Annotated in this window: 9 protein-coding genes and 1 pseudogene; 2 read left to right on the forward strand and 8 right to left on the reverse strand. The window is 75.0% G+C overall.

Annotated features, from left to right (window positions below):
* Positions 1-94: 94 nt before the first annotated feature.
* From ACIGG8_RS01290 to ACIGG8_RS01315, 6 genes are all read right to left on the reverse strand, one after another.
* Positions 95-2704, reverse strand: a complete 2610-nt coding sequence (locus ACIGG8_RS01290) for a SpoIIE family protein phosphatase (protein WP_396544618.1) — start codon at positions 2702-2704, stop codon at positions 95-97.
* 240 nt (positions 2705-2944) lie between these two features.
* Complete coding sequence (locus ACIGG8_RS01295; RefSeq protein WP_396544620.1) at positions 2945-5689, reverse strand: SpoIIE family protein phosphatase; 2745 nt, start codon at positions 5687-5689, stop codon at positions 2945-2947.
* A gap of 139 nt (positions 5690-5828) precedes the next feature.
* Complete coding sequence (locus ACIGG8_RS01300; protein WP_396544622.1) at positions 5829-6329, reverse strand: (deoxy)nucleoside triphosphate pyrophosphohydrolase; 501 nt, start codon at positions 6327-6329, stop codon at positions 5829-5831.
* Between the two features lie 18 nt (positions 6330-6347).
* Positions 6348-6545 (reverse strand): SPOR domain-containing protein, encoded by a 198-nt coding sequence (locus tag ACIGG8_RS01305; RefSeq protein WP_396544624.1) that lies wholly within the window; start codon positions 6543-6545, stop codon positions 6348-6350.
* Positions 6546-6769: 224 nt separating this feature from the next.
* The gene (locus ACIGG8_RS01310; RefSeq protein ID WP_396544626.1) at positions 6770-8185 is read right to left on the reverse strand and encodes a DUF4190 domain-containing protein; all 1416 of its coding nucleotides are present in this window, start codon (positions 8183-8185) and stop codon (positions 6770-6772) included.
* A gap of 287 nt (positions 8186-8472) precedes the next feature.
* Positions 8473-9291, reverse strand: coding sequence for a methyltransferase domain-containing protein (locus ACIGG8_RS01315; protein WP_396544628.1), 819 nt, complete (start codon positions 9289-9291; stop codon positions 8473-8475).
* Between the two features lie 164 nt (positions 9292-9455).
* Here ACIGG8_RS01315 and ACIGG8_RS01320 point away from each other — a divergent pair.
* Positions 9456-10597, forward strand: a pseudogene (locus ACIGG8_RS01320) (dihydrofolate reductase family protein).
* A gap of 70 nt (positions 10598-10667) precedes the next feature.
* A complete protein-coding gene (locus ACIGG8_RS01325; protein WP_396544755.1) occupies positions 10668-11330 on the forward strand; it encodes an HAD-IA family hydrolase in 663 nt (220 codons plus the stop codon).
* Between the two features lie 69 nt (positions 11331-11399).
* Here the strand turns inward: ACIGG8_RS01325 and ychF are convergent, their stop codons facing one another.
* Both ychF and ACIGG8_RS01335 read right to left on the reverse strand, forming a co-directional pair.
* A complete protein-coding gene (gene ychF, locus ACIGG8_RS01330) occupies positions 11400-12473 on the reverse strand; it encodes a redox-regulated ATPase YchF (protein WP_396544630.1) in 1074 nt (357 codons plus the stop codon).
* Between the two features lie 84 nt (positions 12474-12557).
* Entirely contained in the window at positions 12558-12947 is a 390-nt protein-coding gene (locus ACIGG8_RS01335; protein ID WP_396544632.1) for a VOC family protein, read from the reverse strand.
* Between the last annotated feature and the right edge of the window lie 37 nt (positions 12948-12984).

The following is a 12984-nucleotide window of genomic DNA, read 5'->3' on the forward strand; positions in this document are numbered from 1 at the left end:
GGGCGACTGCACCCTTACGGCCCAACCCTTGCGGCCCGACCCTTGCGGCCCGACCCTTGCGGCCGGGCCGTCCCCGGTGGGGTTCCCGGTCCGGCTAGAGCGCCAGCTCGAACCAGACGATCTTGCCCTTCGGCGTGCGCCGGCTGCCCCAGCGCTCGGCCAGCAGACTGACCAGCTGCAGGCCGCGCCCGCCCTCGTCGGTCTCCTGGGCGCGCCGCTGCCGGGGCTGGGCGTAGCCGTCGTCCCAGACCTCGCAGACCAGGCCGCGCTCGCGCAGCAGCCGCAGCCGGATCTCGCCGCGCCCGTGCTTGAGCGCGTTGGTGACCAGCTCGCTGACCAACAGCTCGGTGGTGTCGACCAGCTCCTCCAGCCCCCGGGCCAGCAGCCAGCTGCAGGCCAGCTCGCGGGCCTTGGCGACGGAGGTGGGCTCGGGCGGCAGGAACCAGTTGCCGACGGCGTCCTCGGGGAACGCGTGCACCTTGGCCATCAGCAGGGCGATGTCGTCCTCGCCGTGGTGCGGGTTGAGCTCGCCGAGCACGTGGTCGCAGAGGTCCTCCAGGCCCTTGCCCTCGACGGAGAGCGCCGAGCGGAAGGCCCGCAGGCCCTCGTCCAGCTGGTGCTTGCGGCTCTCCACCAGGCCGTCGGTGTAGAGGCCGAGCACGGCGCCGTCCGGAAGGACGATCTCGACCTCCTCGAAGGGCTCGCCGCCGACGCCGAGCGGCAGGCCGGGCGGTACGTCGAGCATCCGGGCGCTCTCGCCGGGGCTGAGCAGCACCGGCGGCAGGTGGCCGGCGTTGGCGAAGACGCAGCGGCGGGTGACGGCGTCGTAGACGGCGTAGACGCAGGTCGCCAAGTAGACCTCGCGCGCCTCCTCGTCGGCCGTCGAGGTGAGCCGGCCGTACGGGGTGGGCGGGCCGGCCGGAACCGAGTCGTCGCCGAGGCCGCGGGCGATCTCGTCCAGGGCCGTGAGCACCTCGGCGGGGTCGAGGTCGAGCATGGCCAGGGTGCGGACGGCGGTGCGCAGCTGCCCCATGGCGACGGCGGCGCGCAGGCCGCGGCCCATCACGTCGCCGATGACCAGCGCGGTGCGGTTGCCGGGCAGCGGGATGACGTCGAACCAGTCGCCGCCGACCTCGGTGTTGTTGTTGCTGGGCAGGTAGCGGCAGGCGATCTCCAGGCCGCTGGCGGCCGGGTTGCCGGGGGGCAGCAGGCTGCGCTGGAGGATCAGCGCGCGCTCGTGCTCGCGGCGGTAGAGCCGGGCGTTGTCGATGCAGACGGCGGCGCGGGCGACGAGTTCCTCGGCGATCGCGACGTCGCGGGCGTCGAAGGGCTCGCTGCCGATCGCGCGGGAGAGCTGGACGAGGCCGAGCACCTGGTCGCGGGCGACCAGCGGGACGATCAGCGTGGAGCGCAGCAGCGGGTCGGGCCCGGGGTCGGGGACGACGCTGCGGCCGGTGCGCAGGGCCCGGGCGTGCGGGGAGCGGCGCGGGTAACAGAGGGTGCCGCCGGCCTCGGCGATGGGCAGGCCGGTGACCGATCCGAGCACCGAGGAGGCGCCGCCGACCACGCTGGAGACGGCGACCCGGCGCAGTTCGCCGCTGCCGTCGGTGAGCACGGTGTCACCGAGCCGGCCGGCGCTGGGAACGGTCTCGCCGGACAGCAGCGCGGTGTAGAGGTCGACGGTGGCGAGGTCGCAGAACGGCGGGACGACGACGTCCAGCAGCTCCTTGGCGGTGGTCTCCAGGTCGAGCGTGGAGCCGATGTGGGCGCTGGCCTCGTTGAGCAGGGCGAGGTTGCGGCGCACGCCGTCGGCCTCGCGCTCGGCGACGTGCCGGCTGGTGACGTCGGAGACCTGCCCGGCCACGCCCATCGGCTGCCCGGCGGCGCCGTTCAGGCGGTACAGCGAGACGGCCCAGAGCCGGTTGCCGTCGCGGGTCGGGACGGCCCCGTGGAAGCGCAGGTCGAAGACGGGCTCGCCGGTGGCGAGGACCTTGCGCAGGGCGGCGGTGAGCCGGTCGGCCTCGGACGGCGGGAAGAGGTCGTGCGGGGTGAGGCCTTCGAGGTCGGTGGGGACCAGGCCCATGCCGGAGGCGAAGGCGTCGTTGACCCGCTGCAGGCGCAGCCGGTCGTCGAACAGCACGAAGCCGGTGGGGGTCTGCCCGAAGACGGCCTCGGAGGCGGCGAGGTCGGTCTCGATCCGGCGCAGCCGTCCGAGGTCGACGGCCAGGCAGGTGGCGCCCGCGGTGGGCAGGGCGCTGTCGGGCATCAGGTACAGCTCGGCCAGGCCCTCGCCGCCGCCGGCCTCCCGGTACGGGGTGGTGCCGACCCACTCCTCGCCGGCCAGGGTGCGCTCCAGCCGGGCGCGGCCGCGCTGCCAGAGCTCGCGGGGGACGAACGTGGTGATCGGGTCGGCGCCGACGGCGTCGGCGGCCGGGACGCCGAAGAACTCGGCGGCGCGCTCGCTCCACTGGCTGATCCGCCCGTCCGGGCCGATCGCGAAGGTCGCGACCCTGATGTAGTCGTAGATCGTGCCGGGGTCGCCGGCGCCCCACGGCCGCGCCTCGGCGACGGGGTGGGCGCCGCGGCTCGCGGTGTCGCCGGCCGGCCGGGTCGCCGGTACGGGCAGGTGCGACGAACCGGCCTGCCCGGGTACAGCGGCATGACCGCTGCTGATCGGCGCGCTCCGCGCCGGAGTGCTGTTCAACGGACCGACCCCTCCAACCCGCGACCGTCCGGATGTCGAGAAGACCGAGTATTCATCATCAAGGGGTGCGTTCACACGCCCTCAACATCACAACATCAGATCGGGCGAAGGTTTTTGTCCTACCGCCCGCGCAACCACAATGCCACGCTCGCGCCCCCTTCCGGGGCGCGCGCTCCCCCCGGGCCCCCGATGGCATATGCGGCACCGCTCTCCTGTCGCTCCGTCCGGCGTTCGATCGAGTCACGCCTCGTCGGGCTCATTACCCGGCAGCGCCTGCTCGAACCAGACCACCTTGCCGATCCCCTCGGCCCGGGCGCCCCAGCGCAGTGCCAGCCGGCGGACCAGCTCCAGGCCCCGGCCGCCCTCGTCGGCCTCGGCCGCGTGCCGCTCCCGGGGCGGGTCGGGCAGCGGGTCGGAGATCTCGACCAGCAGCGTCTCGCCGAGCGTCAGCCGCACCCCGATCGGGGCGCTGGCGTACCGGACGGCGTTCGTGACCAGCTCGCTGACCAGCAGCTCGGCGGTGTCGGTGAGCGCCTCCACGCCCCACTCGGCGAGCGCGGCGCGGACCAGCCGACGCGCCCGGGAGACGGCGGTGGGCTCGGCCGGCAGGGTCCAGCCGGCCGTCGGGGTGCCGGCCTGGCCGTGCCCCAGCCGGGCCAGCAGCAGCGCCACGTCGTCCGGCTCGCGGCCCTGCTCCATGGTGTCGAGCACCGCCTCGCAGGCGGCCTGGATGGAGGCGTGCGGCTCCTGGAGGACGGTGAGCAGCCGGCCGAGGCCGACGTCCAGGTCCTTGTCCCGGGACTCGACCAGGCCGTCGGTGCACAGCGCGAGCAGGCTGCCCTCGGGGATCTTCAGTTCGACCGATTCGAACGGGACTCCGCCCACGCCGAGCGGGGCGCCGGAGGGCAGGTCGAGGATCCGGCCGGCGCCGCCGGGCAGCGGGCTGCCGTTGCGGGTGGGCTCCTCGCTCTCCTGGCCCGGCACCACCAGCACCGGCGGGATGTGCCCTGCCTTGGCGACGGTCAGCCGGGCGGTCGCCGGGTCGAAGACCGCGTAGACGCAGGTGGCGAGCAGCGCCTCGTCCGGGCCCTGGGCGAGGTCGTCGGCCAGCTCGTGGACGTGCCGCAGCAGGACGTCCGGCGGCAGGTCGAGGGCGGCCAGCACCCGGACGGCGGTGCGCAGCCGGCCCATGGTGGCGGCGGCCCGCAGGCCGTGGCCCATCACGTCGCCGACCACCAGCGCGGTGCGGTCGCCGGGCAGCGGGATGACGTCGAACCAGTCACCGCCGACCTCGGTGCCGCTGCTGCCGGGCACGTACCGGTAGGCGACCTCGACGCCGGTGGGCTGCGGGACCTGCTGCGGGAGCAGGGTGCGCTGGAGGGTGAGCGCGGCGGTGCGCTCGCGGGCGTAGAGACGGGCGTTGTCCAGCGAGCTGCCGGCCCGGTCGGCGAGCTCGACGGTGAAGGCCAGGTCGTCCCGGTCGAAGGCCTCCCGGTAGCCGGCCCGGCTGACCTGCAGCAGGCCGATCACGATGCCGCGGGCGCGCAGCGGGACGACCAGCATCGAGTGCACCCCGAGGTCCCGGGCGGCCTGCATCTTGGGGTCGCCCGGGTAGGTGACGTCGTCCAGCTGCTCGGCCCCGGAGAGCAGCTCGGGCACGCCGGTGCGCAGCACCCGGCCGCAGGCGGAGTCCTCGGAGAAGGTGATCCGGGCGCCGCGGCGCAGCATCACGTCAACCTCGGGGCCGTCCTGGACGGAGGCGGTGCCGAGCTGGAGCAGCGAGGTGCGGCGGTCGTGGCCGTGCCGGGGCAGGTCGTCGCCGTGCGCGACGGCCTGGAGCAGGATCACCGCCGAGTGGTCGGTGAGCCGGGGGACGACCGAGCTGGCCAGCTCCTGGGCGATCCGGGAGGCGTCCAGCAGGTCGCCCACCCGGGAGCCGAACTCGTTGAGCAGCGAGAGCCGGCGCCGGGCGTGCTCGACCTTGGCGACCGCCCGGTAGCGCTCGGTCACGTCCATCACCGTGCCGGAGATGCCGAGCACCCGGCCGGAGCGGTCCGTCATCCGGCTGTAGGAGATCGACCGGTAGCCGGCCCGGGTGGTGACCGGGGAGGCCAGGGTGACGTCGATGACCGGCTCGCCGGTGGCCAGCACCTGGCGCTGGATGGCGGTGATCTCGTCGGCGGCCCGCTCGGGCAGGGTCTCGCCGGTGGTGCGGCCGACGTGGTCCTCCAGGGCCACGCCGTTCATCTCGGCGAGGGTCTGGTTGACCGCGGTGTAGCGCAGGTCGGTGTCCAGGATGGCGATGCCCAGCGGAGACTGCTCGAACAGCGCGTCGCGTACCGCGAGGTCCCGCTCGACGGCCCCCACGGCGGCCGACTCGGCCATGCTGACCTGCAGGAACGGGGTGCCGTCGCCGTCCACCAGGAGGGAGATCCGGGCCTCCACGGCGACCGGTGCGCCCTCCCGGTCGCGCAGCTCCGCGTAGCCGGCCCAGCGGCCGTGCCGCAGGGTGTCCTGGACCGCCGCCCGGACCCGGACGACCTGCTCCTGGTCGGGGATCAGCTCGTCGATCCGGCGGCCGACCAACAGCTCGTTCGGCCAGCCGAGCAGTTCCTCGGCGGCGGGGCTCCAGAGCACCACCCGGCCCGCGGTGTCCAGGATCGCGATGGCGACCTTGAGCATGTCGAGCAGGCCGCCCCCGGGCGGCGCGCCGAGCGCGTTCGGGGCGTCACCGGGCCCGCCGGGGAACGGCCGGCCGGGGCGGCTGCGCAGTCCGGAGCGGGCGCCCGGTTCGGGCAGGGCCAGGGTCGGCGCCGGCTGGGCGGGCCGCTCGGTGTCGGGGGCGGCGACGGGACCGCGGCGGCGGCCGACCGGCGGCTGGGGGGCGGTCGGACGGGCGGCGCGGCGCAGCCGGGCGCGGGCGGCCGCGCTGCCCGCGGTTCCTGCCCGCCGCTCTCCCCCGCCGCCGTTCCCGGTACTCGACACCGACGGGGCCTCCGGCTCTGGTCGGGATCGGCGTCGCCGGCTGGGGGCGGCTCACCGATGGTGACGAATAGTGCCGAAAAGTGACATACCCAGCAGAACCCAGGCTATCCCGGTCGCCGGGTCGTCTTGTCCGATTGACCTACCCGGCGGACTGCGCGTCGTCCGCCGCCCCCGGCTCCGCGAGCAGCCGGGCGACGTACGGCAACACGTCGCGGTCGTGGTCGATCCAGTCGACCTCGTCCAGCTCGTCCGGGCCCAGCCAGCGCAGCGCGTCGTGGTCCTGCAGCGCGCGCGGCTCGCCGGCCAGCAGTTCGGCCGCCCAGAAGCGCAACTCCAGGCCGGGGCGCACGGCCCACGCGCCGGGCAGCCGGGTCAGCGCGCGCGCCCGGACACCCAGCTCCTCCCGCAGCTCGCGCTCCAACGCCTGCGCCTCGGTCTCGCCCGGCTCGGCCTTCCCGCCGGGGAACTCCCACCGTCCGGCCACCGCCGCGGGCGCGCTGCGCCGGGCCGCGAGCACCCGGCCCTCACGGACCAGTGCGCCGCCGACCACGATCCGAAGCTCGGCCGGGCGGTCCGTGGGGCTGCCGGCGGGACGGTCGGTGGAGCGGTCGGTGGGATGCGGGGCGTGCGGGGCGTCCATGGCCCCGACCCTACGGCCTCAGGCGTTCCGGACGGCGCCGTTCCCGTGCTCGGCCGGCCCGGCCGCGGACCCGGTTGCCTCGACCCAGTACAGCTGCTTGTGGCCGCGGGCCTCGAACTCGGCGGCCAGCCGCTCGGCCGCTGCGCCGTCCAGGCCGTCGGCGACCAGGAAGCGGTTGCCGTTGTCGTCCTGCCGCATCACCCGGTAGGTACCCATGGCGCGAGGGTATCCGGCGTCCGCCGCCGCCTCCACTGGCCTCCGGCGGCCGGTCCGACCGCCGTGGCCGGCCGGATGCCGTCGTGGCCGCTCGGCCGGCCGGATGCCGTCGCGCCCCCGGCTCGCGTGGGGGTCGGGCCGGGGGCACATCCGCGACGCTACGCGCCGTTCGCTACCGGCAGGTATGGACGTTGTTAACGGCCGGTAACCTCGTGCGCGCAGGCTCAGACCCGCAGGTCGGGCACCTGCTCGCCGGTGGACAGGCCCAGCGCGCGGCGGATGTCCACGCTCATCGGCACCGTCTTGGCCACCAGCGCCTTGGCCCGGCGGATGCCGCCCTCCAGGTCGTCGGCGGAGGCCGCGGAGTCCCACGCGGGGGCCGCCTGGGACTGCGCCTCGACCAGCTTGGCGATGTTCGGCCGGACGTCGGCCGGCCAGTCCGTCGTCGGCGCGCCGAGCACGGCGGCCTCGGTCCGGGAGGCGACGGCCATCCGGCGGGCCCAGCTCCGGTAGTCGGCCCCGGCCTCGGAGACCTCCTGCTTCGGCTGCTCCAGGTAGGCGTCGTTGAAGACCCGGACCGCCTCCAGGTAGGCCAGTTGAGGCGCGGTCAGGCGGCTCCGGTCGGTGCGGACGGTGCCCCGGTGCTGGTCGTCGCGGTCCTCGAAGGCGCAGGTGGCGTAGCGCTCGCCGGCCGCCCAGTTGTTCGCGGCCGGGTAGAGGTAGACGTCGTCCATGCCGTCCGGGACGGCCCACTGGTCGAGCGCGTAGTCGTCCATGACCTTGCGGCACAGCCGGGCGGCCGACTCGCGGACCTCGCTCTCGCCCGGGTAGGCGCCGCTGCCCGTGGGGAACGGGACCGTTCCGGCCACCTCGCCGTGGTGCGGCTCGGCGCAGGCCACCCGGTTCACCCAGTACACCGTCTCGTCGCCGTCGGTGCCGGCCACCGATCCCCCGGCGGGGGAGTTGTAGCAGTCGCCGGTCTTGAGGTCGGACCAGTGGACGGAGCCGGCCGGCGCCTTCGGCGCGTGGGCGAACCGGCCGCCGCCGGCACCGCTGAAGTTCCCCGCTCCCAGCAGCAGCGAGAGCAGGAGCGTGCCGATCGTGCCCAGCACGACGCCGGCCACCGCCAGGCCGAACCCGCGCTCCTTGCGGCGGTTGATCTGGACCAGCGCCACGATGCCGAACACCAGGGCCACCGGCGCCACCATGACCAGACCGGTCACCAGGGAGCCGACCGCGAACCCGTTGGTGGGCGCCGGACCGGCGGGCTGCGGGTACGGCTGGTCGGGCCGGAAGCCGGCCTGGGCGGAGGGTGTGACGGAGGCCCAGCCGCCGGCGGGCAGCGGGTGCGGCGGCTGGGGCGGGGCGGCGGACGGCAGCGGGACGGGCTGCGGGTGCCCGACGACGGGTGGGGCGGGGGCGACAGGGGCGGCGGGGGCGAGGTCGGGCGCGGCCCAGGGGTCGGCGGGGGCGGGCGGCGGCACGGCGCCCGTGAACGGGGCGGGCGCGACGGGCGCGAGGGAGGCGGACGCGACGGGGGCGACGGGCGCGAGGGAGGCGGACGCGACGGGCGCGACGGGGGCGGGCGCGGGGTCCGCCGGGGCGGCCTCGGGCTCGTCGGCCTCCTTGCGGAAGTCCACCCGGGGGTCCTGACCCGTCGTCGGAGCCGCACCCGTCCCCGCGTCCGCCCCCGGCCCCGCGTCCGTGCCCGCGTCCGGCCCGGTCCGCGCGGGCGTCTCCGGCCCAGGGGCGGACGGCTCGGACTCAGGCTTGGACACGTGGACTCCCCCAACCCGCCGGGGCGGGCATCGGCTCGGCGTTCGGCACCATGGCACGGACCCCCTGACGGGCCCGATGTGAACGGTCGCGCGACTTTACCCGATCTTTCCGAACGCCTGCCCGCCCCGGCCGGACCCCTGTCGGGCACTCAGCCGCGGGCCAGGACCTCGCCGTGCAGCATCGAGAACCAGCCGTCCTCCGCGGCGCTCCACTCCCGCCAGCCGGCCGCGATCCGCCGCAGTTCCTCCGGCTCCGCGTAGCCCCGCTCGACCGCCGTCCGGCCCAGCGCGGTGCCGGTGACCCGGTCCGCCCACATGCCGCCCCACCAGGCGCGCCGCTCGGGCGTCGCGTACGTCCAGGTGCCGGCGCTCGCGGTGACGTCCGCGAAACCCGCCGCGCGGGCCCAGGACAGCAGCCGTCGGCCCGCGTCCGGCTCACCGCCGTTGGCGCGGGCGGTGCGCCGGTACAGCTCCAGCCAGCGGTCCAGCTCGGGCACCTCGGGGAACCAGGTCATCGAGGCGTAGTCGACGTCCCGGGCCGCCACCACCCCGCCGGGGGCCGTCACCCGCCGCATCTCGCGCAGCGCGGCCACCGGGTCGGCCACGTGCTGCAGCACCTGGTGGGCGTGCACGACGTCGAACCCGCCGTCCCGGAAGGGCAGTCGGTGCACATCGGCCTGCTCGAAGACCACATTGGACAGGCCGCGTGCGGCCACGTACCCGGCGGCCTGCTCCAGCACCTCGGCGGAGGTGTCCACCGCCACGACCCGGCCATCCGGGCCGACCAGCTCGGCCAGGTCGGCGGTGATCGTGCCGGGCCCGCAGCCGATGTCCAACAGGGCCTGTCCCGGCCGCAGTTCGGCCAGCAGGTAGGCGGCCGAATCGGCGGCGGTGCGGGAGCGGTGCGAGCGCAGTACGGCCTCCTGGTGACCGTGGGTGTAGACGGCGGAGGGCTGCGGTCCGGACATGGGATCCCCCTGGGGCGTGGTCGGCGTTCCGTTCTCCTTGACGGCTCGACGCTACTCCGCATTCCGCATGTCGAGAAGTTCCGTCTCACATTCCGGCCCGGTGGCATCCGGCCCGCACCCGCTCGCCGTACCGTGGAGGCGCCCCCGACAGAACGGTCCCGCCCATGCCCGGCCAGCGCCCCTTCGTCCTGCTGAGCGCCGCCGTGTCGCTCGACGGCCACCTCGACGACGCCTCCCCCGAGCGGCTGCTGCTGTCCAACGCCGCCGACTTCGACCGGGTGGACGAGGAGCGCGCGGCCGCCGACGCGATCCTGGTCGGCGGCAACACCCTGCGCGCCGACAACCCGCGACTGCTGGTCAACGACCCCGCGCGCCGGTCCGCCCGGCTGGCGGCGGGCCGGACGGAGCACCCGCTGAAGGTCACCCTCAGCGCGAGCGGCGACCTCGCCGCCGACCTGCGGTTCTGGCACACCGGCGGCGCCAGGCTCGCCTACACCACGGACGCCGGGGCGGCGGTCCTGCGCCCCCGGCTGGACGGGCGGGCCGAGGTGGTCGCGCTCGGCGGCGCGGTGGACCTCGGCGCGGTGCTGGACGATCTGGGCGCGCGCGGAGTGCGCCGGCTGATGGTCGAGGGCGGCGGGGGCGTGCACACCCAGTTCCTGGCCCTGGGCCTCGCGGACGAGCTGCAGCTGGCCGTCGCCCCGCTGCTGGTCGGCCAGGCCGAGGCGCCCCGGTTCGTCCGCCCGGCCGCCTTCCCGGGCGGACCGGCCCGGCGGATGCGGCTGCTGGAGGCACGTACCGTGGGCGACGTCGTCCTGCTCAGGTACGCCCCCAAGGAGCCCGCGCCGTGAACCGCCCCGCGACCACCGACCTCGACCACCTGCGCCGGGCCGTCGAACTCTCCCGCCGCTGCCCGCCGTCCGAGACGGCGTTCTCGGTGGGCGCGGTGATCGTCGGCGCCGACGGCCGGGTGCTGGCGGAGGGCTACAGCCGGGAGACGGACCCGCACGACCACGCCGAGGAGGCGGCCCTGGCCAAGCTCCCGGCCGACGACCCCCGGCTGCGCGGGGCGACCGTATACAGCTCGCTGGAGCCCTGCGGGCAGCGCGCCTCACGGCCGGTGCCGTGCGCCCGCCGGCTGATCGCGGCGGGCGTGCCGCGGGTGGTGGTCGCCTGGCGCGAGCCGGACCTCTTCGTCACCGACTGCCAGGGCACCGCCCTGCTGGAGGCGGCCGGGGTCGAGGTGGTGGAGCTTCCGGAGCTGGCCGAGGAGGCCCGCACGGTCAACGCCCACCTGCTCGGTTGACCTTTTGTATCATCGAGGAACAAACAGCTGTCGTTCCGTTTCCGTCGAGGAGCCCCCCATGGAGCCCCCCATGCCCGCCGCCCCCACCCGGCTGACCGCCCGCGCCCTCCTCCTGGACATGGACGGCACCCTGGTCAACTCCGACGCCGTGGTCGAACGCTGGTGGAGCCGCTGGGCCGTGCAGAACGGCCTGGACCCGGCCGAGGTGCTCTCCGTCGCCCACGGCCGCCAGGGCCACGCCACCATGGCCGCCCTGCTGCCCGACCGCCCGGTCGAGGTCAACCTCGCCGAGAACGCGCGGATGCTCGACCACGAACGCGGCGACACCGACGGCGTCGTCCCGGTCCCCGGCGCCGCCGCCTTCCTCGCCTCGCTGGCCCGCCTCCCGCACGCCCTGGTGACCTCCGCCGACCAGCCGCTCGCCCGCGTCCGGATGGACGCCGCCGGGCTGCCACTGCCGCCCGTCCTGATCACCGCCGAGTCCGTCGGTGCCGGCAAGCCGGACCCGGAGGGCTTCCTCAAGGGCGCCGCCGCCCTCGGCTTCGCGCCCGCCGACTGCCTCGCCTTCGAGGACTCCGGCGCCGGCATCGCCGCCGCGAAGGCGGCCGGCATCCGCGTCGTCGGCATCGGCCCCCGCGCCAGCGCCCACCACCCGGACGCCCACGCCGACACCCTCACCGCGGTCACCGTCACGCCCGCCCCGGACGGCCTGCTCACCGTCACCGTCGGCTGACCACCCGCCGACGCCGGACCGCCCGCCCCCGTGCGCACGGGGGCGGGCGGTCCGATCACGCATCAGCCGTCAGACGTTGAAGCGGAACTCCACCACGTCGCCGTCCTGCATGACGTACTCCTTGCCCTCGATGCGGGCCTTGCCCTTGGAGCGGGCCTCGGCGATCGAGCCGGACTCGACGAGGTCGGCGAAGGAGATCACCTCGGCCTTGATGAAGCCCTTCTGGAAGTCGGTGTGGATGACACCGGCGGCCTCGGGGGCGGTGGCGCCCTTCTTGATGGTCCAGGCCCGGGTCTCCTTGGGGCCGGCCGTCAGGTAGGTCTGCAGGCCGAGGGTGTCGAAGCCGACCCGGGCGAGGGTGGCGAGGCCGGGCTCCTCCTGGCCCATGGACTGGAGGAGTTCGAGGGCCTCGGCGTCGTCCAGCTCGATCAGCTCGGACTCGATCTTGGCGTTGAGGAAGATCGCCTCGGCCGGGGCGACCAGCTCGCGCTGGGCGTTCTTGAAGTCCTCGTCGACCAGCTCGTCCTCGTCCACGTTGAAGACGTAGAGGAAGGGCTTGGCGGTCAGCAGGTGGAGCTCGCGGATCGGGGCGGTGTCGAAGCCGGCCTCGAAGAGGGTCTTGCCGGTCTCCAGGATCGCCTGCGCGGCCTCGGCGGCGGCCAGCACCGGGGCGGTGTCCTTCTTGAGGCGCGCCTCCTTCTGCAGCCGCGGCAGGACCTTCTCGATGGTCTGGAGGTCGGCCAGGATCAGCTCGGTGTGGATGGTCTCGATGTCGTCCTTGGGCGACACCTTGCCGTCCACGTGCACCACGTCCGGGTCGGTGAAGGCGCGCACGACCTGGCAGATCGCGTCCGACTCGCGGATGTTGGCGAGGAACTTGTTGCCCAGGCCCTCGCCCTCGCTCGCGCCGCGCACGATGCCGGCGATGTCGACGAAGTCGACGGTCGCCGGGAGGATGCGCTGGGAGCCGAAGATCTCGGCGAGCTTGGCCAGCCGCTCGTCCGGGACGCCGACCACGCCCACGTTCGGCTCGATGGTGGCGAACGGGTAGTTGGCCGCCAGCACGTCGTTCTTGGTCAGGGCGTTGAACAGGGTCGACTTGCCGACGTTCGGCAGGCCGACGATTCCGATCGTGAGCGACATGAAGCGCAGTCCCGTGGGCTTGGAGGAGTTGGGTCGGCACCGTACGGGCCGACCCCCAAGTCTACGGGCAGCGCCCGCGCTGCCTCACGCCTCGGTCGACGCCGCCCGGGGCTCCAGGAACTCCAGCCGGTTGCCCAGCGTGTCGGCGCTGTGGAAGCGCCGGTGGCCGGGCAGGTTGTCGTCCCAGAGCACCTCGTGGCCGTGCGCGGCGAGGCGCTCGGCCAGTGCGTCCAGCGAGTTCACCAGGATCCCGGGGTGCCCCTTGCGGGACGGGCGGAAGTCCGGGGTCACGCCCAGGTGCACCTCGACGCCACCGCCGCGGAACCAGCAGCCGCCGCGGGCGGCGAGCACCGGCGGCTTCTCCAGCTCGGTCATGCCGAGCACGCCGGACCAGAACGCGCGGCACTCGTCCTCGGCGCCGGCCGGGATGTCGAGCTGGACGTGGTCGAGCCGTTCGAACGTGAAACCGGTCATGTGAACCCCCGTGGGACGATCCGATGATCATGATGTG

The sequence above is a fragment of the Kitasatospora sp. NPDC085464 genome (assembly GCF_044541955.1).
Taxonomy (GTDB): domain Bacteria; phylum Actinomycetota; class Actinomycetes; order Streptomycetales; family Streptomycetaceae; genus Kitasatospora.